Origin of the sequence: Pseudomonas yamanorum, from assembly GCF_900105735.1 — a bacterium.
GTDB lineage: Bacteria > Pseudomonadota > Gammaproteobacteria > Pseudomonadales > Pseudomonadaceae > Aquipseudomonas > Aquipseudomonas yamanorum.
In genome coordinates this window covers 1,116,394-1,139,929 of the sequence record NZ_LT629793.1, presented here as the reverse complement: position 1 = coordinate 1,139,929, position 23,536 = coordinate 1,116,394, and the positions used below count along the sequence as shown (strand labels likewise).

Genomic DNA, 23,536 nt, shown 5'->3' with positions numbered 1-23,536 from the left:
CTCAATGCTTGGGCGCTAAGTGCGGTGCAATGAGGGGCATGGTCGGGAGGCGTGCGAGTTGCGGCAACGGGGGCGGGGTTGTAGGAGGCGATCCTACAAGGGGCGGCACTACTGACTCGTAGGCGCGGGCGGCAGCATCGCGGCCATGACTACGACTGAACTGCTCGCTATCGATCCACGGCGCCAATCCAAATTTCTGTACTGGATGGGCTGGCGCATCTGCGAGATTGCAGAGGCTACGGGCGAAAAGGAAAAAACGCTACACAGCTGTAAGGTCCGTGACGAGTGGGACCGGGCCGATAACGTGGCGCTTATCGGCGGGGCGCTGGAGGCGCGCCTGGTGCAATTGATCCTCAAGGAGCGCAAGTCTGGCGGCGACTTCAAGGAAATTGACCTGCTGCACTGCCAGCTAGAGCGCCAGGCCCTATACACCGCTTCCAGAGCGGCGGTACCGAAACCGAACTCAACCCGAACCTGGCTAAACGCAACGAAGGCCCGAAGAAAAAGACCCCGAAAAACGACATCAGCGAAGAACAGATTGAGCTGCTGCGCGAAGCGTTTATCGACGGCTGTTTCGACTACCAGAAAGACTGGTACCGGGCTGGCAATCAGCGCACCCGCGTCATCCTCAAGAGCCGGCAGATCGGCGCGACCTACTATTTTGCCCGTGAGGCGTTTCTTGATGCTCTGGAGACCGGGCGCAATCAAATCTTCTGGTCCGCATCGAAAAACCTTGCCTATCTGTTCCGGGGGTATATCCAGGCATTTGCCCGCGAGGTGATCGGCGTCGAGCTGACGGGCGATCCCATCGTATTGCCCAGCGGCGCCGAACTGCTTTTCTTGGGCACCAACGCACGCACCGCCCAGGGCTACCACGGCAATTTCTACTTTGACGAATTTTTCTGGACGTTCAAGTTTGAGGAGCTGAACAAGGTTGCCTCGTGCATTGCGATGCACAAGAAGTGGCGTAAAACCTACTTTTCGACGCCGTCCAGCATGGCCCATGGCTGAGCGCCGAGAAATCCGACATGGCGCAGGTAGTACGCGCCCGGTACCGGATTGCCCGGTGCATCGGGGTGATAGAAAGAGGCGGAGATTTTTTTGTAGCTGCCTTTGCTCAACTGTTCAGCGAACGCGGCGTCCACCTGTTGTGGTTCGGCGTTCAACCCTTCGGCGGTGGCGGACAACGACTTGACCCAACCGGCTGCGGGCGCATCGTGTTTGGGGTGACCAATGACCAGAGGTGCTTCGTGCAAGATCGGGTCGTAAGCCCGAACCGTGGCGGCGATATCGGACTCGCTGAACTCGAAGGCGACACCACTCATGGCGGTGTGCGTTCCCGGCTTGAAAATGTGCAGTGGTTTCATGGCTGTGCGCTGCCTGGAAGTGATACGCACAGCCTGAACCGCTGAGGGACGCGGGGCTTTTAAACGAGTTTAAAGGGTGAACGTTGAATCGACGGACAGGCGTCACCAAAGTGAAATATGTAACCCAAGATTTAGATGGCGATGTTTTGGGACGTGTCTGGGAGAGCAGCAGGGCTTTGCGGATCTAGGGTGACCGTTCATCCACTGTGTAGTCCGAGATAACAATGAAGCCACAACCTCCGACATTACTCGCAGCCCTCGTTATTTTATTCCTGATTTGGTTCGAAACTTTTCTCAGGTGTCCGCTATGACTGAACGTCAGCCCCCCACCAGACCTGTTCTGAGCCCTGCAAGGTTTTATAAAGCGTTTACAGCAACATTCTCCCCTCAGGTTCGATGAACCGCAGCCGCTCGCTGACAGCGAGGCCACAAAAGGCCTCACAGGCGAGCGGCTTTTTCCAGATGGCCCAGCGCCAAATCCAGAAGCGCTTCCTCCGTCTCCGGTTGCAGCTGCCCCTCGGTATCCATGGGCAGATACGGACGCCCCGGTATATCGCCCCACAGGTGCGGGAAGTCGGACTGACTTCCACCGAACTGCATCATGGCGGCATAGGGTTTGTTGCTGCCAACCATCGCCGAGCTGTCATCGGACTGCGTGCTAATCGAAGCGGCGAGACCTGCCGAGCTGACCTGCAGGATCTGTCCCGGCCAGTTACCCCGCTTGGCCCGGCGTTCCGTGGTGACATCGGACAGTGGCTGCCACTCGGGGCGTCCTTGCTCCTCGAAGTTTTCCTCGGTCTGGCTGAGCAGTTCGGTGGCCATGCCACGCATCAGCGGCGCAACGTCACTAATGGCCCACTCGACTTGGCGCAATGTCTCCAGCAGGCGTTGGTGATCCAAATTGACTGTGAGCATTTCAAATCTCCTAAGCGGCGTCTTCTTTGCGTTTGAGCATGTCGGCCAGTCCGGTACCGGGCGCATGGTTGAAACCCGGATCGGTACGGAATGTGATGGGCTTGCCTGCCGCATCGGTTAAACGAATGCCAGTGACCGGCGCGGTGCGGATCTCACCAGTGCGCTTGTCGACGCCGGTTTCCACAGTCTCGGTGAACATTCGGCCTTCACTGGAGACCACCTTCAAACCACGACGGCGTACCGCCGCCTCGCTCAGCGCTACCACTCGACAACGGCAGTTGAACCCGTTGGGCGGGAAGATCGCGGCCCAGATCGGGTCGTCATGACGAAACACCTGGCCATGCAGCGCGCGGTGACTGGGCCGGGTCTTGCCATCGAGGATGGCGATGTACATCCAGTACGGATGGGTGTCGGCGCTTTCTTCCATGTTGGCCTTACGACCGGCCATGTAGGCGCTCTGCAGGTTGGTCTGGTAGATGGTGCGTAAGCGGCGCGGGCTGCCCAGTTGCACCAGCTCGCCGTTGCCCTGACTGTCGACGATGACCTGTTTACCCCACCAGCCCTGGGCTTCCAGTACCGGTTGCAGGTTGGCCGTGAACTGGGTGAGGGTCTGGCCGTCCAGTGCTGCCGTTTCCAATGCGGCGCGAATATCCGACAGCAGATCCAGGCGCATCGCCTTGGCCACGGTGAAGGACTGGTCATGTGCCTGGTCGAGCATGTCGCGCCAGTCCCAGGTGATCGTGTACCCCTTGGATTTCAGGTAGGCAACTGCAGCGGCGGGCTCCAGTCCGAAGATGGCTTTCAGATCCGCAGGGTTCGGGGTTTTGAAGTTGGCCATGTCAGTCTTCCCGATCCGCCAGAGCGCTGAGACGGCCCCTGGTGTTGGCGATGAACAGCAGGTTGGTCAGCTTCTGCTGCAGCGCCTGATCGTCCAGTGTCGGAAAGGCTTCGGCGAGCAAACCCAAGGCATCGCTATCGGATCGGGCCTGCAGCAGGGCATCGATCAGCGGCGCCATGATCTGCTCGGCCTGCTCCTGCAGCAGCTCGGCGGGCAAGCTGTCGATGGCCTGATCAAGGGCGAACTGATCGAGTACAGGTTTGAGGCCTGACTCGGCAAACTCCGCCGTCTGGGCCACCGGTGCCGGTGGCTCGATCAGATCACCTTCCTGCAGGTTGTAGGTGCGCATCCAGTACTGGGTGGTGAACTGCACGCCGGACTCGGTCAGCGACTTGTCCCGGTCGGCCAGTACCTTGTCGATTTCCTCCTGTTCCCAAAGCTGGTACACGGGCGCCGCTACGTCCGTGCCAAAGTTCAGGTCGACCACCAGGCGGATAATGGCGTTCATCGTGGCCGTGACAATGCCCTTGTCGCCGTCACGAATATCCTTGGTCACCTCAAAGCCTGCCGTGGCGCTGGCCTTGTTGGCCGAGGCTTCGGTGGTCTGGTTCTGGCCCAGCAAGGCGATGTTGATTTCGCTGCGGCAGTACATCAGCAGGTTTTCATAGACGTCGGCGCTGGCACCTTTGCCCGAGGCTTCCTTGATCTCGACACTGGAATCGTTGGGGATCACTGCCACGGCGTCCTGCACCATGGCCTCCAGGCTGTCGAGCAGCAGATCGGTCTCGCTGGTGGTCGCCCCGCGTGGATGCTTGCCGATCAGCCAGGGCGAGCCGTATTTCTCGGTGAACTGCACCCAGAACTTCAGGCCACCCTTCATGAAAATCACCGGCCAGAAGCACATCGACAGGTCGGCAAAACCGTAGGGATTGTTGTAGGTCGCATCCTGACGTGCCACGACAAAGCGTTTTGGGTCGCACAGCTCACCGCTCAACCCGGCGTCATCTACATGAACATTTTCATCGCAATGATTACAAACAAAACCATCTCAGTAGAGTGTGACCCTTCCGATACGATCGAGAATATCAAAGCAATAATTCAGGACAGGGAGGGGATACCGCCAGATCAGCAACGGCTGTATCTTTCTACAAGGTTGCTCGAAGATGGATACACGTTGTCGGATTATAGTGTGGGGGGCAATGCGACATTACTCTGCAAGCTGCAACTGTGAGGATGAAACTAGTAGGCGGCGCATTGAACTCCCCCCAGTAAGGTGATGACCATGGACGGTGTGGGTGATCATCTGACTTGACTGTCCTGCTGATATGACAACGAGCCGCCCATGAGGCGGCTTTATGCTGGCCGTATTGAATATGGCAACGTAGAGGGTATCCCCCCATTCCTAAACCTCACCGGAAGTAGACCTCAGGCCACCAGGGCCAACTTCTGTTTTGGGGTAATGCCGCCGAGGGCCATATTCGGGCGCTCGTGATTGTATGTCCAGATCCAGTTCGTACCATAGTCCTAAACTTCGGCTATAGACTCAAACAAGTAATGTCCCAGCCAGTCATAGCGCACAGTCCGGTTATAACGTTCAACGTAAGCATTCTGCTGTGGATTACCCGGTTGAATAAAGTCCAGGCGGATACCTCGTTTCTTCGCCCACTCAGCGAGCTTGGCACTGATGAATTCTGGGCCGTTATCGCTGCGGATCGCCTGCGGTTTACCACGCCATTCAATGACCTGATCCAGCGTACGCACCACGCGCTCAGTTTGTAGCGATAAATAAATCTCCATGCCCAGGGCTTCGCGGTTGAAGTCGTCAATCAGATTAAAAACCCGAAAGCTGCGTCCATCAGCTAACTGATCGTGCATGAAATCCATCGACCAACACTGGTTGGCTGCCGGCGGAACGGCCAGCGGTTCAGGCTTCTCGCGCACGATGCGCTTACGCGGCTTGATCCGCAGATTCAGTTCCAGCTCGCGGTAGATCCGATACACCCGTTTATGGTTCCAGCCATAGCCCTTCACGTTGCGCAGGTACAGAAAACACAAGCCAACCCCCCAATTGCGCTGGTTATGCGTGAGTCGGATCAGGTGATCGGCGATCTCGGCGTTTTCAGGCGATAGGCGCGATTGATAGCGATAGCACGTGATGCTGACCCCGAAGGCCAGGCACGCGAGCTTGATACTGCATCGACCTGAACGAACCGCTTCCTGCGCCATCTCTCGTCGCCGCGATGGCTTCACCACTTTTTTGCCATGGCCTCCTGGATGATTTCGGCTTTGAGCCGCTCTTCGGCGTACATTTTTTTGAGACGCCGGTTCTCATCCTCCAACTCGCGCAACCAAGCCATCAGCGATGCGTCCATGCCGCCGAACTTGGTGCGCCACTTATAGAAGGTGGCCGAGCTGATACCGTGCTCGCGACATAGCTCTGGCACCGGGCTTCCAGCCTCGGCTTGCTTGAGAATGGCCATGATTTGGCTGTCTGAAAAACGTGATCTCTTCACGCAAAATTTCCTTGATCCGATTAGGAGAAAACTCTACTTCTGATGAGTATTTTTTCAGGGGGGGATTACCAATCTGCTTCCACACGTATAGCCCTACACCGATATACTTACCCCGTTAGTTCGACCTGCCACTGCCCACTGGCGATCGGCTCAATCATGAAGAAGGGCAGGTCAGCATTCCACTGTCCGTCGTTCACGATGGCACTGTAGGCGCATTTCTCTAAGCCATGCTCATCAACCACCCGCCAGCCTTGGCGCTCGCCATGGGCCTTCCCACTGGTGCCACGAATGGATTGATAGCTGGCATTACTCCCCACATGAAAACTTTCGCTCCGCCATCGAATCGGCGGATGCGATGGGAAAGGGACAGCGTTGTGAAAATCAAACATATCGTCGTGGTTTAGTACGCTCCGGCTGAGCGTTGGCCAAACGAGCTCTCGCAGAAACATCTGGTCAGCAAATCGGGTAACGTCAGTCTGTTGTGCCAGCCAGGCTTGCATGAGTGGCTTCAGTGTCATCAACCCACCTCGACAGCCTCCCCACAAACCTGCTAGAATCAACTCAGTATGGGTGAAGTAATCGCGCATATGATGAAACCAAAAGTCGCTAACGACCCATTCTTCCACTGCGGCTTGCTCGCGCTCAGACAATAACGAATCCGCGTCCCGAATCAAGTAACGATCAACGTTTGGATCATCCGCCACTAGAAAGCGCCACATTAAGGGGTGTATGCCCTGTTGAGCGGCGCCGCTCATGTCTACGATTTGAGCGCCTGCGCTGTGCAGGCGCTGTCGAATAGATATCGGAACCGTATCGTCAAGGTAAATCCGACAGCGCCAATGAGGAAATAGTTCCTTGGCGACAAGAACGTTGGCAACTGCCGACTCACTATAACGCGGGCTTTCACCGAATAAGGTGAAAGCGATGATATTGCGTTGCGGTTGCCCATGCTGGAATGCGGGTGGGTTTGTAGTCAATGCGTTATACGGGGTATTAGCATGACGCAAGCTTGAGCGCTCCAGCGATTGTTTGCCGTAACGCCGGGTATCCTCGTGTAGGCCTAGCCAGCCACAGACCTCGGTAAGGCCGTCAAGCCAGGTTTGACTGGCTTGGGCCTGGAGCGCCGGCGAAGCAGCGTAAATGCGCATGTACAATGTATGGGCACGGGTGTACTGCTGTTGACGCATCAAGCATAAAGCAAAGTCAGACATCACTCCCATATGTTGAGGCACGATCTTTAGTGCATTCTGCGCTGCGATAGAGGCTGCGTCGTAATCTCGGCATGCCATGGCGGCTGTAAAGCTACGCGCAAGTTGTTCGAATTTTCGTGCGTTGGGGAGTTGATATTTTTTTGAGCGGGTCAGTAGTCCGCCTGATTTGCATTTGCTCATGATTCACCTTAGAAATAGCAGGCCTTACCAGCAGGCTGGCGGGCAAAGATATCTACTTGGTTGTCAGCAATCGTTGTTCCAATGATTGCATGATTAAAATGATTGTCTCAATTTGTTGACCGCATTCATCGGTATCGCCCTTATGGACAAACGATTCCAGCTGTACACAGGCTCCTATCAAATCCTGCGCATCGGCAAGCTGGGCGCCCCCCTTGATTTTGTGGGCCAAACCACCGAGTTTTTTTAGCTCTCCATCAGCCAGCAGTTGTTGCAGGCGTTCAGCATCTTGATGGTTGGTATTGATCAGTTCATCTACAAGTGGGGCATAGGCATCCGGACAAAGGACTCGGAGCTTCTCCAATTCTCCGCCAGTGCTGCGCGAAGCGATAATCTGGCGATCAATCTGTGCGGTGACCACGTTGATTTGCTCGGTAAGTATTTCGATGCCTATGGGTTTGAACAAGCACTGGGTCATTCCTGCATCAAGACAATCTTGGATAATGTGTGATTGAGCATTCGCCGTGAGACCAAAGATGGGGTGCATGCTGAGGCCATGCGACTGTTCAAGGGCTCGGATACGGCGAGTAAGCTCGTAGCCGTCCATGCGGGGCATGTTACAGTCGGTAATGGTTAAATCGAAGGGAGGGGTCGCAGCCTTCCACTGGACTAGCGCGGCTTCGCCGTCATCGCAAGGAACTACCCTATGCCCAAGGTATTCGAGTTGCTGACACAACAGCAAACGGTTGGCGGCATGGTCTTCGGCCACCAGAATTTTAAGGCGCGTGCCTGCTGCTGCCTGCGACTGGCTTACTCCGGGGTTGTCTACCATCAGTGTGCGCTCCGCCTCAAACGCCAGTCGGAAGCATGAGCCTTTTTCCAGCTGGCTGTTTACGCTCAACCTCGCATTGAGTAGCTCCGCTAGACGTACACATATGCTCAAGCCCAGACCGGTGCCGCGCGCTGTCGTAGCTGATACCACCTGAACGAAGGGTTCAAAAATAGCCTTTTGCTGCTGGTCACTTAAGCCGATGCCAGAGTCCCGTACTTCAATGACATAGTGTGATAAGTCCGATGCCGATTCAAATTGTAATTGTTTGAGTGTCAGATTTATGAAACCTTGATCGGTGAATTTGATCGCGTTGCTGACTAGATTGGAGATGATTTGGTTAAGCATCAGCGCATCAATGATGACGTCCTGATCCTGGACGTCAATCACCAAGTCGAAAGCCAGCTGCTTGTTCCTGGCATTGATTTCAAATAGATTGTGTACTGAATGGAGCAACTCGCAGAGTCGGGTAGGGCGGGGCGACAGAACCATGGCGCCTGCCTCGATTTTCGATAGGTCGAGAATGTCACCGATTAATAACAGCAACGACTGTGCAGAGTTATGGGCGACCGCTAGATTTTCATTGATTTGCTGTGGCGTACCACCCCGCACGCGCAGCATTTCTATCAGGCCAATGAGGGCGCTGATAGGTGTGCGAATTTCGTGGCTCATGCTGGCCAGGAAAATTGATTTGGATTCGTTCGCCTCATCGGCAGCTTGCTTGGCTATACGCAGTTGCTCAACCAGTTGCTCGCGCTCGCTGATGTCCAGCCATCCGCCAATGACTCCGGAGAACTCCCCTGCACTGCTCTGGAACGGAAGTGTCCAGTGATAAATGCGGCGCGCCAGCCCATTTACTTCGATTTCCAGATCGGCAAAAACGGGCTCGGCACGCTGCTCACTAGCTTGGTAAATGTTGTGATATTGCAGGCTTAACTTCGTGGGTAAAACTTCAGCGTCTGGTAGTGTCTTGCCCAGCACGTCCTCATGAGTGGTATGCAAAAAATCGAGATAGGCACGATTGCAATGAACCAGCTTTCCCAATTTGTCGCGAACGTACAAAGCAATGGGCGACCCGTCGATCAGCGTCTTGCTGAAGGATAACTGGTCGCTGAGGGCGGTTTCGGCCTTCTTACGTTTCTTGATTTGAGCCTGCAAGTAATAATTCCAGATCAGGAACGCTAACAGGAACAACAATGCCGCGCCAATGACTTTATAAACGCTGCTCTTGTAAGTGCTCCAGGAGCTGGCTACAGCAGGCGCCGCATGATTACGCCATCGGTCACTCAGGGTTTTGAATTCTTCAGGAGGGATTTCAAGCAGTACCTTATTGATAATGCCTTTCAATGGCATGTCTTCATTTGAAACAACCATGCCAATGCGAGCAGGATTGGGGCCAACCATGGAGGAAATCACCAGATCGTTTTGAAAATGGTGCTTGATGAAATAGTTGGCGCCCAGCTGAGTATGGACACTGGCGCTGACATCCCCGCTGGAGACGAGCTCGACGCCGAGAGTTGCTGTTTCCACGGGTACCAGAATGACTCTCGGGTACTGCTGTTGAAGCCATGTAAAAAGCGGGTTGCCTACGGGAATCGCCAATCTTTTACCGTTGAGTTCATTCATGTCTCGGATGAGGGAGTGATGTTTGGTTATTACGACGAAAGGGCTGACGGTATAGGGGCGTGTGTATTGCCATGGATCGAGACGTAGATCTCCGATACTCAAGGCGGCGATCAAGTCTGCGTCATTGTCTTTCAGTCGATTAAGCATGTCCGACACGCTATCACTTCGCACGATTTCTAATTCGAGCCCGGTACGCTGCGCAAGGATGGTTAGCAAGTCTGCGGTCAAACCTTGTAGCTTGTTATTTTGGTCGTAAAACGACAGAGGAGCATAAGAGGCAGCCAAGAGAACTTTGATTTTTTTGTGAGCTTGAATCCACGCTAACTCCTCCTGATTCAGTTGAAGCGGCGACCTATCCGCAACGAAATGGTCACCCAATCCCCATCGACTTGTAATTCGCTTCATATCGTTTTGCGGGAGCGCATTGAGAGTGTCGTTAATGGTTGCTAGGAGCAGGGGCTTTCGATCGCTCACAGCGAAATTGATGTCTGCGGACATCGTTGTCGCGTCACCGACGATATAAATATCATTGCTGTACAGCATTCGGATCAGGTACTCGGCAACAATGTTGTCGGTCCAGAACGCGTCAGCTTGATCGTAAATCAAAGAAGTCAGGCCGTTCAGGTGGTTGGAGTAACGGATCAAAGTGGCTTGCGGATATTGCTGTCTCAGCCTCTCGCCGATTGCATCGTTGCCCACATACCCGAGACGCTGTCCGGCGAGATCGGACGATGGCTGACGGGTTTCGCTTATACGTCGAGCAACGACTTTGTTGTTAAGCAGGTACGACCTGGACTGGGTGATCGCACCTTCCTGGCCCTCGCTCACCTCGTGCAATGCCAACATATCGACACGCCCTTGCAGCAAGGCTCGCCTTGCTTCGGTACGTGTGGCAAAACGCAAGATTTTCAGGCGGATCCCACTGGCTGCTTGTATGACGCCAAGGTAATCAGCCGCTACACCCTCGAATTGGTTCTGCTCAAAGCCCATGTGCAAGGGGGGCCATGCGCCCGTCCAGATCGCGGCTTTAACCTCTGGACGAGTGCTGAGCCAGGCGCGGGTTTGAGGAGCGAAAGTGACCTTAGGTGTGTTGACCGGAGCATGAACCTGCAGTTCCGCCAGTTCCGGTTCCACTGCGAACAGCGAGGGTGCCAAGAGACACGTTATCAAGCCCAGCGACCGGACGAACAACAAACGAAGGGTTTTCAAGGGGTTGATTTCCGTTGAGAGCAGTAATGACCAGGCGGTTCCTGGAAAAGTCGAGTGGGTATGCGTAACCCAGTCTGAGAGACTATAGTCTCAAACCCTGAATCGCTGTGTTAAGAGGATTCTTACAGATTTAACCTGTGCAGATGAACGGGATTTGTCCCAAAGGCTTATTCCACAGGGTGTTTCCTTGGCTTGCTGCGCTGGAGTGTGTAGATCACAAGGACTGATGTTTATTTCCAGAAATGGATGAGCTATCGTGCAGCTGCGGGGCAGTTTGTGGGGTTAGGTTGATATCATGGTAGTAAGAATAATGGAGTTCTAATAATGCAATGGTCGGTCGTGTCCCCCCTCCGTATTTTGATACTTGATGACCACGCATTGATTCGTGAGGCTCTCAAAATTCGACTGAGCAACGAAGCGGATTTCCGCGTGGTTGGCGTTTATCCCGGCAGCCCAGCATTGCTTGCGGGCGTGCGCACCGTTGATGCTGATTTACTCATACTCGATTACCAATTGGCAGATGGGGAGTTGGACGGATTACGGTTAATCCAGCTGTTGCGCAGCCATTACCCGAATTTACGCATCCTGATTTTTTCCTCCATTGAACGACCTGCCACGATCAATATGGCAATTCGAGCGGGAGCTAATGGCTTTTTCGGCAAGTCGCAAGCCACTGAAGAGCTGGTGAGAGCGATCCGTATGGTCGCTTTGGATCGGTTATACCTTTCGCCCGCTATGTCCGCAGAACTCGATTCCGCACCGGTCATGTCAGCAGCTGCACCAAAGGGACTGGCGGGTGCAGATGTTGCACAAGCGTTGATCAATTACCCAGCACTGTCACCCAAGGAGCGTGAAGTCTTACGCTGTTGTCTGGGAGGGATGTCGGTATCGCAGATTGCTGAAAAATTTCTGCGCAGCCGAAAAACTATCAGTGGCCAGAAGCAGGCGGCAATGCGTAAATTGAATGTTCGGACTGACTCTGAGTTATTCAAGTTGCACTTGGACTTGCGAGATATCTAGGTTCGTATGAGGCTTAATATCTCTTCGGCGACAAGTCACCTAATATAATCCTGGTAGTGGCAAGCATTAAGTTTAACCAGTAGTCGTGCTTTGCACGCAATGATGGTTTTTTTGCTCAGCGACATACGCTCCGCGATCTGCTGGCTAGACAGGCCTTGAGACAATTTTTGCAGCACATTGAGTTCGCGTTTGGAGAGTTTTTTGAAAAAAGCCTCTTGCCCCTGTTGAGGTAAATCGATACAAGTCCAGGATAACGCCTTTTGCCCTAGGAGGTTCGCGGCGCCAATGGCTTTGACCAGTTCAAAGAGATCTTGATGTTTGTTGACAAAGCCGTGAGCGCCGGCTCGCATGCAGTGGATTGCAATATTACTGGACTCTCTCGCTGTAAGGACAATGATCTTAACTGGTAGGCGCAGGGCGGTCAGCTGATGGATAAACGATAGATCATCAACGTTAGGTGAGCCGATACCCAGCACGAGTGTATCCGGTTGCCGCGCATGAGTAAGGCGCAGAGCATCTGTGCTGTTGTCGGCCTCCCCAACGATAGTGCATCCTTCATTTTCCAACAGGTGACGCACTGTCATGCGCACTGCCGGGTGGTTATCGATGATTAATATTTGATTGTCCATGTGACTGAGTCGCTTGCGAAATAAAGAATGATCGAAGTTAGACGTATGTTCGAGGATTAGCAATTCCCAAATTTTGTTTTCAGACAAATCTCGGCGAGGGCTCTTGATAAAGTTTGTATGATGCTCGCGCGGGTAGTGGGGTTAGCAGCTTAAGTGTTTGATTATATGATGAAACGAAAGGGGAGCTTCAGGCAAGTGCCCGCTCGTCGAGCTATCTTCAGTCGAATGGGAGCTGAGATAAATCCTATTTTGCGTGTTGCGTACTATCACTACCATGTGTCCGTCTTTTTCTAATTAATTGGCGGATACCTATTGTGTCGAAAGTGAAATTTATCATTGCGTTGTATGGTTTGTTCTCGGGGGCTGCACTCGCGTCTCCGAAGTCGGCTGACCCAATCAATATAGCTTCTACAATTCTTGGCTTCGGTACTTCTTCCTTCAAGTCACCCAATCATGCTGGCATGATGGTGCGCCGTGCGCACGAACTTATCGGTACCCCCTACAGCTGGGGTGGCGCTTCGGTCAGTAAAGGGTTCGACTGCAGTGGATTGCTCGTATATCTATTCAAAAGTAAAGCGGGCATCCATATTCCGAGAACAACGTCCTTAATGCTTGGCTCGGCATCAAAAATGGTTGATCGAGCACATTTGAAATCGGGTGATATAGTTTTTTTGAGCATAATGGCCCTCAGCGCACGAGTCATGTAGGTATGTATATTGGTGGTAATAAATTTATTCACGCTCCGAGAGCGGGGGGGGGCATGTTCGTATCGACTCGTTGAGCAGTAAATATTGGTATAAAAGCTACTTAACGGCTAAGCGATTCCATTGAAAGTTACTCTAGTCTTCAACGAATAGGGCTATGGAGGCGGTATGCGATGTGATAGTCATTGCCACATGCTTGGCTGTCATCGTTCAGCGTGAGATACGATAACAGGCGTTATTTTATACTTTTTCAACGTTGATTCTTTCAAGCACTCCTACGGTGATGGGTGGGTGACCCTTGCTGTTCTATGTTGCTGTCGTCTACAAAGACGGTTTTCATGTTTGTCTGGTTTTCTACTAATAGCTATTAGCGACCGTTGCTTTAAAAGTGTAAATGATGTCTTGATTTGTGCGCGTAAGTCGCCAGGGTGTTGAATGGGCAGAATTCAAAAATATAGCGTGCACTGTTTAAAGTGTTCATGATTGCCGCCGCCCGTTTACCGCTGCGTAGTGATCCGGCGAATAACCAATTCGAGCGTCCAAGAGCCCACGGCCGTATCTGGTTTTCGACCGCGTTATTATCTATGGGCACTGCCCCGTCCTGGATATATCGAGCCAGTGCGCCCCAGCGCTTTAGGCTGTAATCCAGCGCTTTGGCGATAGCCGATCCTTCGGGCACAAGATCGCGTTGGGCCAGCATCCAGGCATGCAGTGCATTGAGTATTGGCGCCGCTTTTTCCTGACGTATTCTCCAGCGATCTTCGTCAGTCATATCTCGCGCTTGCCGTTCGATTTCGTACAACCCGCCAATCGAGTGAAGCGCCTGTTCGGCCAGCTGGCTTTTGTTGGTCGCATGCAGATCGAAGAACTTGCGGCGGGCATGCGCCATGCAGCCGATTTCAGTGATGCCTTGCTGGAAGCTTGCTTTGTAGCCGGCGAAGTCGTCGCACACCAACTTGCCATTCCACTGGCCAAGGAAGTTGCGCGCATGTTCGCCCGCACGGCTCGGGCTGAAGTCATAAACCACTGCCTTGAGCGGCGAAAACGGCGTAGTGCAGTAAGCCCAAACGTAGGCACGATGGGTCTTCTTCTGGCCCGGCGCGAGCATCTGCACCGGCGTTTCGTCAGCGTGGATCACGCCTTGGGCAAGTACCATCACGCGTAACGCATCGACAAGCGGCTGGAGCTGCACGCCGGTTTGGCCGACCCATTGCGCCAGAGTCGAGCGAGCAATTGCCAGGCCGGCACGGCCAAAGATTTTCTCTTGCCGATACAGCGGCAAATGGTCAGCGAACTTGGCCACCATCACATGAGCCAACAGGCCTGCGGTCGGGATGCCTTTGTCGATCACCTGCGCCGGTACCGGTGCCTGGATAAGCGTTTCACACCCGCGGCAGGCCCATTTTCCACGTACGTGTTGCTCGACCGTGAACACGCCCGGCGTGTAATCCAGCTTCTCGCTGACGTCTTCGCCGACGCGCTGAAGCTGGCAGCCGCATAAGCACTGGGTGTTCTCTGGTTCGTGACGGATCACAGTTCGTGGAAACTGCGGCGGCAACGGCGCACGCTTGGGCTGCTGACGCGGTTCGGCTGGTGAGGCAGGCGGATTGACCGCCTTTAACTCAGCCTCGATTACTGCGATATCAGTATCAAGCAGGTCGTCGAGCAGGCTGCCCTGATCAGGGCTAAGTTGCTCGCTGCGCTTGGCGAACTTGTGCCGTTTGAGCAGTGCAATTTCGTGGGTGAGCTGTTCGTTGACCGTTTCGATCCGCTGGATCTTCTTGCCCATCGTGTCGACCTGCGACAGCAACTGCGCAGTGAAGGCACGCAGTTGATCGGGGGTCATATGATCGAGATTGGGCGAGAAAGTCATGCCGTGGATTTTACCAAAGCAGCTCGCTTGCGGCAGTAGGTCAAGGCGCGAATTACAGCCTTTTAAAGCAGTGTGATTGCACCGCCAGCCCCAACCCGTTGCCAAGGTAGGCCGAGCACCAAGGCATGAAGTTGCTCGGCGTCCAGCTCGATTTCACAGCCTTGTCGAATGCCTGGCCAATGAAACTTGCCTTGGTTCAACCGCCGTGCAGCCAGCCAGACGCCAATCCCGTCATGCACCAGAACTTTCATGCGGGTACCTAACTCGGCAAGTACGTCTCTGGAACGTTTTAGGTCGCGTTCAACTCGCTGGCGACCGCCCTCACCAATGTCCGGGCAATGGAGTAGCCCTTTCAGATCATCATAGAGTCGTTGATAAATGGGCGCGTGGCTGAGCCCGATTACAGCGTTGTGGCAGCCGCCGCCACAGCGGGTGCGCTCAAGGGTATTACCGACGCAACCATCACTATCCGCCGTGCACCAGGCATGGCCGTTGCTGCGAATTGCGGTACTCTCTGAAATGGACTTCAGTATTGAAGCGTGATCCTTGAAAATCAGTAAATTCTGCGGCTCCCGCTGCCATTGTTTGATCGCGCCGCCATAACCACCGGCAAGGGGGGCATCACCTAGCCACGTATCGACGACGCCGAGTTTTATACCCTCCAACTCACCCTGAATATCGGCATACAGCTCAAGGTCAAGATGCTGTCCCCAGGTATCGTCCATGGCATAACCCAAACTCATGTCCAGCGTCCAGTGCGCGTAATGCTCTTTGAGGTAGCGCAGGTCGCCGAAGCGGCTGTGCGCAGCGTAGTTGGCGAACTTGCGGCGGAACTGGTGGCTGGCGAGCTTCCAGTCCAGTCCGCAGTTCTTGGCGAATATTTTGAGTTTTACATCCCAAGTCATGCCAGAAAGCGTACGTACTTGGTTGCCCTCATTTGCATAAACACCGAGAAAGAGCGAATGGCGGTGCTTCTGTGCCTCTGCGATCTGCGGATCATGCACGTTAACTCGGCGGCGCTGCATGATCTCGGCGGAGATCATGGCTTGATAGGGCATACACCAACGTTCCATGAGACGCAGGGCACGCACAGCGACCTCCGGGATCATCCAGTCATGGATACCTGCATCCGTCTTGTCAGATTTAGATCGCATCCAGTGATAGATGGTGCCCTCGCTGTCGTGAGTACGGTGGTGTGCGCCCGCCTGAACGTTGGCCAGCTCGTGGTTGCGGCAACCGGAGGTGCTGGCCAGGACGATGTAGCATGCTGTGCGCAGTTCGGTCAGTGTTGAGTTGAATGTCCTCAAACTGCCCTCCCAGCCAAGGGCGTTCAGGTGGCTTGCCTTGGCCCGACTAATGTAATCTTTTGTTTGCCCCTTTCGGTACAACGCAGTAGCGTCCAGCGCATCGCGAAGATCAAGCAATTGTTGTCCGCGTTCAATTTGTTCGTAGGCTGGGTTGAACAGGATGCAAAAAACATCATCGGGGATCAGTTGCGTCTTGGCACCTTGAGTGATACTGCCGCGAAGCTGCCCTGCCATTGCCTTCGCGGAAGTCTCGGGCCAAGGGGGCTGAGACATCCGGTCGTCGGTGTACTGGCTCAGCTCGTGGAGTGCTTCGACCGCGCTAAAACGAGCTTCCAACCCACGCGGCGATAATGGCTTTCCTTTAGAACGGTTGGTCTGGAGGTGCGCCTTGCAGGATGCCACATAGGTTGTACAGACCAGAGGCGTCACTGCGCTTAAGTGATCGAACTTCAGCCCTTCTAGGTAGCGCAAGAATGGCATTGCATTTGAGAAGACGCTTCGAACAACCGCGCCTTTAGGCCTAGCCGACCCGACACGCCCTCGTCGAAGGTAACGGTACAGCATCGCCTTCATTACCGACCGAAATGCCGGTGGTACTCGGTCGAAGTCCAGCAGCTTCTGATTGGCCTGTACGTTGCTGCTGAAACCGTCGAGCTGCCAGATGTCGTCGCCGTAGCGGCTAATTATGATCCAGTGCCTATCGACCTGAGTAGCGGTGATGATCAGGGCGTTGCATTCGGATTCGGAGAGTCGACGTACATCGCTTGGCTGGACTGTAACGGGTGCATAGGGCAGCGCTGTCAGTGTGTTGTCGTTCATGTGAAGACCTCCAGGCTGACGATCAGATCAACCGACCAAAACGGGTGCGGTTGGGATCGGGCGTGCTCACGAGCTGTCTCAACAGCTGCGGTCTTGAAGGTTCCACGCCTTAGTCCCTCAGCGACGATATAGTGGTCAATCAGGCGAGGAATGTGGGCGTAGTCTCGTGCCCAGCGCCGCTTGTCCATTCGAGAACGCTCGGCAAGCACGCGGAAGTAGAAGCTGAACAGCTTGTACAGGTCCTCGGCGGTTACAGCATATTGTTTACAGCGCAGGCAGTTAACGAAGCTCATACAAGTTGCATCCTCACGCTTCGGCGCGAACTGACCGTTTACCGGATCCGTGCATCGTCCTAGGGGGGTATCCTTATAAGTCGCTCCGATGGTTACAGTCAGCAACTCCTGCACCAGTAGCTCACCCATGAACTGCCAGTTGCGACGGGTATTCTCGCTGGGCGCCAAATAGTTTCTTTCGGCCACCCGTGCGGTATTGCCAAGGGCTGCGGCTGTGGTCGCGAGATCGCCATCGGTCAGTTCGAAGATGCGGTTGGCAAAGGTCTTGCGCAATCGAGAGATGTTCATGCGCATTGGCTTCCCGTCGCTATCGGTCAGACCGTACTGAGCTACAAGTTTGCTTGTAGCCTTTTTCAACATTCCGTCGCTCAACGCTGTGACTTGACCCTCTGATATCGAAGCGCGACTACGATAAAGCCAAACACGCCCCTTGATCTCGTCCGGAGCCTCTGAGTCGAGGGGCTCGGTTAAATCCATTACGCGACGTATCAGACGCTCCACATTGGTTCTCACGCGGGGCGTAGATTCTTGAAGGCGTTCGGCATCCGATGCTGGACGCAGTGCCACTTTGCTGGCGTTGTAGCCGCGCCGCTTCCATAGAATCAGGAATACAGTGTTGTCTTTGGGGGGCGGATGCAAGCAATCGCGGCCCATTTCAAGCAGTGGCGTGGTATTGCGTCCGGTGTACAGCGCCACGACCAGGAGAGCAAAGACCAGCAGCTCGCCGGTCACAGTTATGTTGTCGATCCATATTGGCTTGATGGCCTGTTGCAGCGCCACAGTGAACTCTTGCTGCTCGCGCTTCGATAGCGCAGTCTCGCCCTTTGCCTTACGGCCGCTATTTGGAAAGGGGTTGCGTGGGAAGGTGCCTGCATCGCCGGAGATGACCAAGGGGAACAGCCCTCTCCACGCCATGGCGCGAAGCACGGATTTGGTTTTTGAATAGAAACTGCACTGAGTGGTAGTCGACACTCCCAGCCCAGCTAAGTAGCTGAGGTAGCCGTCGATCAGGTCCCGTGTCACATCGGCCAAGACCAAGTCGCGGCTAAAAGCCGTCCTCCGAAGCATGCAGTAGTTGAGGAAGTTAGGCAGCGCATTCGTGCAGTAAGAAATCACTGTATTGACTGTGAGGGCGCTCTCCTGTCCGGCGAGAAACCGCTCAATTTGACGCTGGCAGGCATAGGTAATGGGATCGATGCCTACACCATACCAGCGTGAAAGCTCGAATTTTCTGCTGTAATTTTTATTTTCTCTAAACTTGATTATGGTGTTCGCCGGAGGGATAGCCTCGGGCAGAATGAGCACGTTTCCTATGGCGTCGTGGCTGTGCTCAACTTGCGGGATGCTGAGGTCGGTCTTGGTAAATACCTTGCGTTTGCCCATCAGGGTGCCTCAGCCATCGCGTTTAATTCATCGTCGTAAGCCAGCACCGCCTCGTCAGCCATTTCGTTGACCAAGTGCAGATACACCATTGTCGTCTGAATCGAGCTATGGCCGAGTTGCCGCTGGACGAAGACCAGAGGATCCAGCCCGTTCGCACGGTCGCGCTGGAGGCTAACCAGGGTATGGGTGGCAAAGGTGTGCCGGAGGATATGCGTATGCACTTTGAAACCAGCCCGTTTGCCGGCCTGACTGATGATCCGGTTGAGGCTCTTCCCATCCATGCCATAGCGTTCCCCTGCCTGGTTAAGGAGCATCGACTTTTGCGGGAGCTTGTTCAATGACGCGCGCTCGCCACGCACCTTGGTGACATAGCGGTAGAGTTCAGCCATAAACTTACGGCTGACGTAAATATCTCGCGGTTTACTACCTTTGGTTACCATGCCGTTGCCGTCGGACGGATCGAGCCGAATGCGGAGGTTGCGTTCCGTTCGTCCCGCCTCGTCGGGGTTGAAGACATAAACTAGTGGGAAAGCAGCGACTTCCTCACGGCGCATGCCAGTATGCAGCGCCAGACATATGATCATTCGGTGATGGGGGTTTTCAGTTGCCGCCAGGAGGGATTTGACTTCGCCCATGCTCAAGAATTTGGGTATGGATTTGTGGCTACGTGGCATCACGTCGTTTGCTATTGCTTTGCCGCCGCTGGCATCGATATGTCTAAGGACGTTTGGTTCACGCTTTACAGGGCGCTCTTCATAGTTGAACGGCAGGCGCGTCACCCATCTTTCCCTCAGGGCGAACTCGTAGAATTTGCAGATGTAAGTGAGGCGTTGGCGAGTGGTGTTTAGTGCCAACTCGCATGTCACCAAGCAGTAGTCCCGATAGGCCGCGACAAGGCTTTTGGCCTCACCACGATCCACGTCGCGCCAGTCAATCTCATGGGCCTGTAGAAAACTGAAGAAGTCGTACAGTGCACGTCCGGTGTTGGGCCAGGAATCATTGGAGCCAATGGCCCCGCGAAGCAAGTAGTAGCGAAAGAACTGATTAGCCTCAGTGCAACTCTCCATCGAATCCCACAACAGGATGGGAAATCCTGGGTAAGGTTGCCCAGCGATCACGAAGTCTTCAGATGCCCACACAAGCTCCATCTGCGGTTCCCCTGCACTTGCCGCCCGGCTCTATAAGGTTGCTCTCTCAAGCTCCAGCTCAGCGCCATACCTGCGAGCTTGTAAGAACCTAATTCTTATATAGTACAGATCTAACACCTGCAAGGAGCCGGATCAGAACACAACTTTCCAAGGCAGGGCTTTCCATGAACATCAAACGGCTGTCGAGACCCTATCGATGGGGCGCGCTTGTTCTGCTTTCCAGTGCAGCACTTAATGCAATGGCAGATTGCGGAGAGATTCTGGAGTCAGGGTTGAGGAATACCTATTCGTTGACTCAAGCGGGGAATTTTAAGAACTCATTCAGTAATAATTTTTGCAGTTCGAATTTGCAGAAGGGCACCAACAGTGCAGGAGGGAATGCCGATGTCGCACTCAAGATTCCAGGGGTTGGGCCTATCGGATTCGGGGGCGGTTACAATGAAAAACAAGCCAAGGAACTTCAGAACAGCGCTTGTGGTGGTGGTACTGGTGCCCTGAGTAATGAGCAGTATTTGAACGTTCTCCAGAGGATTGCTGATCCCAATATCGTCCGCGCCTGGTCCGAGTGCAACAAGACAGCGGGAGGTCTTTTGTTGAATGGCGAATTACTCGATGCCACCAACATAGAAGTCAGCCTGGAGTTTCGAAATGCTGCTGCAATCCATCAGGCAACGCTTACTGGCAAGCCAGGCGTAATCGGCGCAACGTGTCCGAACATGACTTGGGATAAGGGGACGTTGATTACCGGTAGTCGCCAATACGTACAGTGCACTCGGCAGGGCAACAGCCCTGTTTCATTCATCGTGAATTCTGATTACAACGGTGCGAGGTTCTATCTGCCGCAGCCGCAGACAATCACCATCGCCGGCCCTATTAGTCAGAACGACGATATTCCCCCACCACCACCGCCAGCACCTCAACCGACTCATGACGATGGATATACTGTGGATGCTTTGATCTGCGTTCCCAGCAATGCAGGCCCTGGGCCAACATTCCCTAATACGATGCCACGGTGCCCAGCCGCTTGTAACGCAACTGTGGGTTCCGCCTGCTCGTGTAAAAGTCCCGGTTTCTCAGGGCGTGTCGCAAAAATCAGCATTTCTGGAGTGTTGAGGGCGCCTGGCCAACCGCCTACAGGTTCGGATTGCCCTTAGGATCTGCCTTCCAAACGGGTGTTGAGCCGGGCCCGGACTCAATACGTGTAAGCACGAAGCGGTGATCCAGGAGAACGAGCCCCCGGCCACTGAACCATTCTGGGAATGAATCCGGAGTTTGGCTGAACGTTATACCCGACCCGGTCTTGGCCGGGTCTTTTATGCTTAATGCAAAATTGAATTCCACTTGACCATCTACTTACAACCGATCTAACCAGTCAATTGCATTCATTCTGACCGTCGATTACATCGGATTGACCAACGCGCTTTGCAACAATGATCGGTAGGAACTGCCAGAAGCGGTCACTGGAAGTGCCTGGAAAACTAGTCGACTCACTGGGCATTAGAAATGACTGTGTGGGCCGACACGATGGCTGATATGTTTCCCGCGGACCTGATCGCGCTCAATCGACGCCGACCCATCATGGAAGATACAAGCAATGAAAACAGTACTTGGCGCCCTGTTCCTTATCTGTCTGAACATAAACGCTTTCGCTGGCGACAACCCTATCGGCTTCCGGACCTCGACGTTGCCAGGCAAGCAAAATGACCGTCCGCTGGAATTGGTCGTCTGGTACCCGAGCGCCACCACAGCCACACCGCATTTGATCGCTGATACTCCGGTGTTCGTCGGTGCGCTTGCCCGTGCCGACACTGGTGATCGCAGCAGGCGCACCCTCTGAAGACCTTCCCGCACAGTTGGAGTCCGCCGACCTAAGCAAGCGTTTGCCTCCGACGACGAATCAATACGTTGAGATCATGGACGCCAGCCACTTCAGTTTTTTGTCTATGTGCAAACCTGGCGCGGTAGCGTTGCTCGAAGAAGACGCACCTGGCGATGGCATCATTTGCAGAGATGGCGACAACGCTCGACCACGGTCGTTGATTCAACTGCAGATTGCATCGCTGATCACCGCGTTTTTGGCGCAGTCATTTCGCAACTAAGAATGGGTGATTCAGTTAGCGGTTAGCGCGTACTGCCTGCGTACAGATGGGTGGACGTGCCTCAGGAAAGGAAGACTTGTGATCTTCGGACATAGTGATTTCCTTGCGTGATGCACGTTTGTGGCGCTAACAACATGGCCTGGTACAGGTCGACTTGGCATTTGATAAAAAGGCTTCGTTCAGAAGCCTATGCCAGCGTTTTTTACTGGGCCAGCCAGCTTTCGACTTCGGCAGAACCATACTCGGCTTTCCAGCCTTTAAGGGTGCGATGATTGCCTCCTTTGGTTTCGACAATTTCTCCTGAATGCGGGTTTTTGTAGACCTTGACCTGCCGTGGCTTGCGAGTCGATTTTTCTGCTGTTCCCGATGCGGTGCGGCCATGAGAGGTCTGCGGATCGAGAATGCTAATGATGTTTTTCAAACTGAAACTATATTCCGCCAAGAGACCACGGAGCTTGGTTTCAAATTCAATCTCTCGCTTTAGCCCCGAATCGTTTTTTAATGATTCCAGCTCCGCAAGCTGAGCTGCAAGCTGCTGTTCCAGTTGGCGAAACTCTGCAAGTTTAGACATGATCGTCTCCGATAAAATGAGTGATTATTATGGATTTTTGATTCTTGCGCAGTCCACCTGGCCACCATAGAAGCGCGAGGAAATGACACCGACACGCCCATTATGGAGTAGTCGTTGCGACCCGTGGATATGCTTTGGTTTCGGCGGCATCAATTTTGTAATGTCGAAGTTGATCACAGCTGGCGAGCGTCTCAACGCTTATCGCCAAGGGCGGATGATCCGTCGTCTGTTGGAGATCGAAACCTACCGGATGATGGCCTCTTTGTCCTTGACCATGGCGAAGACTTTGAGCTCGCAACTCGATGTTTTTGACAAGACCTTAGTCACTCTCTCCGAACGTAATGCCGACGCTGACAGTGATAACGCAAAAGCTCTGCTAGCGGATATCTCCAGTCTTTCAGCTCAAGTGGTCAGCAGTACTGCGAAAAGCCGTCATCGTTTTAGCGCTACGCACGCATATGCTCAACTGGTATTCGAGCGCATGGGCGAGTTACGGGAAAGTCACGTGGGAGATTGCCAGCGCCTTGGAGTATTCATTGAGCGACGTTTCAAACCTACCCTCCGATACTGCACCGCTACGGAACAGCGGTTGGAGCACCTGGCAAAAAGCGTGGCCAATCTCGGCGATCTTTTGCAAGCCAGGATCCAGGTGGAAATGGAGGAGCAGAACTCGGAAATTCTCAAAAGCCTGAATGCTCGTGCCGATGCTCAGATAAAGATTCAGCGTGCCGTGGAAGGCCTGTCGATTATCGCCATTACCTACTATCTGCTGAACCTGCTCAAGCTTGTCTACTCGGGGTTGCACATGCTCGGCGCTAAGGTTGAACCACGGGAAGCTATGCTTGCCATGACGCCCATCGCGATCGCAATTCTTGCGTTAATCTTACTTCGTATCAAAAAAGTAAAAGAGCATTGACGCTAGTTTCCTTAATTGGGCAATTCTGACATCTGAGCGAATGCAGCAATGTAGCGAGCCACCCCTAGCGAAACGGTATACGCATATCG

Annotated in this window: 15 protein-coding genes and 6 pseudogenes; 8 read left to right on the top strand and 13 right to left on the bottom strand. The window is 53.9% G+C overall.

All coding sequences use genetic code 11. The features are described 5' to 3' along the window. Nucleotides 1-145: 145 nt before the first annotated feature. Nucleotides 146-1,005: pseudogene (locus BLU46_RS05730) on the top strand (terminase large subunit domain-containing protein); the annotation flags it as partial. On the opposite strand, the gene BLU46_RS05725 reads toward BLU46_RS05730, so the two are convergent. The 4 genes from BLU46_RS05725 to BLU46_RS05710 form a co-directional block, all read right to left on the bottom strand. After that, on the bottom strand, nucleotides 975-1,367 hold the full coding sequence (locus tag BLU46_RS05725) for a hypothetical protein (RefSeq protein ID WP_331717202.1): 393 nt from the start codon (nucleotides 1,365-1,367) through the stop codon (nucleotides 975-977). The pseudogene BLU46_RS05730 and the gene BLU46_RS05725 overlap by 31 nt on opposite strands. Before the next feature lie 438 nt (nucleotides 1,368-1,805). Further along, complete coding sequence (locus BLU46_RS05720; RefSeq protein ID WP_093199639.1) at nucleotides 1,806-2,282, bottom strand: phage virion morphogenesis protein; 477 nt, start codon at nucleotides 2,280-2,282, stop codon at nucleotides 1,806-1,808. Nucleotides 2,283-2,292: 10 nt separating this feature from the next. Next, nucleotides 2,293-3,120, bottom strand: coding sequence for a phage head morphogenesis protein (locus BLU46_RS05715; protein ID WP_093199634.1), 828 nt, complete (start codon nucleotides 3,118-3,120; stop codon nucleotides 2,293-2,295). A 1-nt stretch (nucleotide 3,121) separates the two neighbouring features. After that, nucleotides 3,122-4,114 (bottom strand): phage portal protein family protein, encoded by a 993-nt coding sequence (locus BLU46_RS05710; protein ID WP_093199631.1) that lies wholly within the window; start codon nucleotides 4,112-4,114, stop codon nucleotides 3,122-3,124. A gap of 15 nt (nucleotides 4,115-4,129) precedes the next feature. Between BLU46_RS05710 and BLU46_RS05705 the strand changes: the two genes are divergently transcribed. Further along, nucleotides 4,130-4,351 carry a ubiquitin-like protein gene (locus tag BLU46_RS05705; RefSeq protein WP_093199628.1) on the top strand — a complete coding sequence of 74 codons (222 nt, stop codon included), beginning with the start codon at nucleotides 4,130-4,132 and terminating at the stop codon, nucleotides 4,349-4,351. 194 nt (nucleotides 4,352-4,545) lie between these two features. Here the strand turns inward: BLU46_RS05705 and BLU46_RS05700 are convergent. From BLU46_RS05700 to BLU46_RS05690, 3 genes and pseudogenes are all read right to left on the bottom strand, one after another. After that, nucleotides 4,546-5,633: pseudogene (locus BLU46_RS05700) on the bottom strand (IS3 family transposase). 107 nt (nucleotides 5,634-5,740) lie between these two features. Continuing rightward, nucleotides 5,741-7,024 carry a tetratricopeptide repeat protein gene (locus BLU46_RS05695; RefSeq protein ID WP_197680875.1) on the bottom strand — a complete coding sequence of 428 codons (1,284 nt, stop codon included), beginning with the start codon at nucleotides 7,022-7,024 and terminating at the stop codon, nucleotides 5,741-5,743. 52 nt (nucleotides 7,025-7,076) lie between these two features. Beyond that, nucleotides 7,077-10,685, bottom strand: a complete 3,609-nt coding sequence (locus BLU46_RS05690; protein ID WP_093199624.1) for a transporter substrate-binding domain-containing protein — start codon at nucleotides 10,683-10,685, stop codon at nucleotides 7,077-7,079. A 324-nt stretch (nucleotides 10,686-11,009) separates the two neighbouring features. Here BLU46_RS05690 and BLU46_RS05685 point away from each other — a divergent pair, with 324 nt between their 5' ends. Next, nucleotides 11,010-11,705, top strand: a complete 696-nt coding sequence (locus BLU46_RS05685; RefSeq protein ID WP_093199620.1) for a response regulator transcription factor — start codon at nucleotides 11,010-11,012, stop codon at nucleotides 11,703-11,705. A gap of 35 nt (nucleotides 11,706-11,740) precedes the next feature. On the opposite strand, the gene BLU46_RS05680 is transcribed toward BLU46_RS05685, so the two are convergent. Next, nucleotides 11,741-12,334, bottom strand: coding sequence for a response regulator transcription factor (locus BLU46_RS05680; RefSeq protein WP_093199618.1), 594 nt, complete (start codon nucleotides 12,332-12,334; stop codon nucleotides 11,741-11,743). Between the two features lie 461 nt (nucleotides 12,335-12,795). On the opposite strand from BLU46_RS05680, the pseudogene BLU46_RS05675 reads away from it, so the two are divergent. Beyond that, nucleotides 12,796-13,115 (top strand): annotated as a pseudogene (locus BLU46_RS05675) (C40 family peptidase). A gap of 380 nt (nucleotides 13,116-13,495) precedes the next feature. On the opposite strand, the pseudogene tnpC reads toward BLU46_RS05675, so the two are convergent. The 4 genes and pseudogenes from tnpC to BLU46_RS05655 all read right to left on the bottom strand — a co-directional run. Beyond that, nucleotides 13,496-14,911: pseudogene (gene tnpC, locus BLU46_RS05670) on the bottom strand (IS66 family transposase); the annotation flags it as partial. Between the two features lie 62 nt (nucleotides 14,912-14,973). Beyond that, nucleotides 14,974-17,037, bottom strand: coding sequence for an IS66 family insertion sequence element accessory protein TnpB (tnpB, locus tag BLU46_RS05665; protein WP_093199614.1), 2,064 nt, complete (start codon nucleotides 17,035-17,037; stop codon nucleotides 14,974-14,976). Continuing rightward, the gene (locus tag BLU46_RS05660) at nucleotides 17,034-18,713 is read right to left on the bottom strand and encodes a hypothetical protein (RefSeq protein WP_093199610.1); all 1,680 of its coding nucleotides are present in this window, start codon (nucleotides 18,711-18,713) and stop codon (nucleotides 17,034-17,036) included. Before BLU46_RS05660 ends, tnpB begins: the two co-directional genes overlap by 4 nt. Next, nucleotides 18,713-19,861 carry a tyrosine-type recombinase/integrase gene (locus tag BLU46_RS05655; protein ID WP_093199606.1) on the bottom strand — a complete coding sequence of 383 codons (1,149 nt, stop codon included), beginning with the start codon at nucleotides 19,859-19,861 and terminating at the stop codon, nucleotides 18,713-18,715. The genes BLU46_RS05660 and BLU46_RS05655 overlap by 1 nt, the downstream gene beginning before the upstream one ends. A gap of 164 nt (nucleotides 19,862-20,025) precedes the next feature. On the opposite strand from BLU46_RS05655, the gene BLU46_RS32785 reads away from it, so the two are divergent. From BLU46_RS32785 to BLU46_RS33680, 3 genes and pseudogenes are all read left to right on the top strand, one after another. Next, nucleotides 20,026-21,015, top strand: coding sequence for a hypothetical protein (locus BLU46_RS32785; RefSeq protein ID WP_157721270.1), 990 nt, complete (start codon nucleotides 20,026-20,028; stop codon nucleotides 21,013-21,015). A gap of 440 nt (nucleotides 21,016-21,455) precedes the next feature. Beyond that, nucleotides 21,456-21,698 carry a hypothetical protein gene (locus BLU46_RS33685; RefSeq protein WP_456291202.1) on the top strand — a complete coding sequence of 81 codons (243 nt, stop codon included), beginning with the start codon at nucleotides 21,456-21,458 and terminating at the stop codon, nucleotides 21,696-21,698. Then, nucleotides 21,643-21,960 (top strand): annotated as a pseudogene (locus BLU46_RS33680) (dienelactone hydrolase); the annotation flags it as partial. The gene BLU46_RS33685 and the pseudogene BLU46_RS33680, both read left to right, overlap by 56 nt. 202 nt (nucleotides 21,961-22,162) lie before the next feature. Here the strand turns inward: BLU46_RS33680 and BLU46_RS05645 are convergent. After that, nucleotides 22,163-22,531, bottom strand: a complete 369-nt coding sequence (locus tag BLU46_RS05645) for a histone-like nucleoid-structuring protein, MvaT/MvaU family (protein WP_093199602.1) — start codon at nucleotides 22,529-22,531, stop codon at nucleotides 22,163-22,165. A 163-nt stretch (nucleotides 22,532-22,694) separates the two neighbouring features. Between BLU46_RS05645 and BLU46_RS05640 the strand changes: the two are divergent. Further along, nucleotides 22,695-23,447: pseudogene (locus BLU46_RS05640) on the top strand (DUF3422 domain-containing protein); the annotation flags it as partial. Nucleotides 23,448-23,536: the final 89 nt, after the last annotated feature.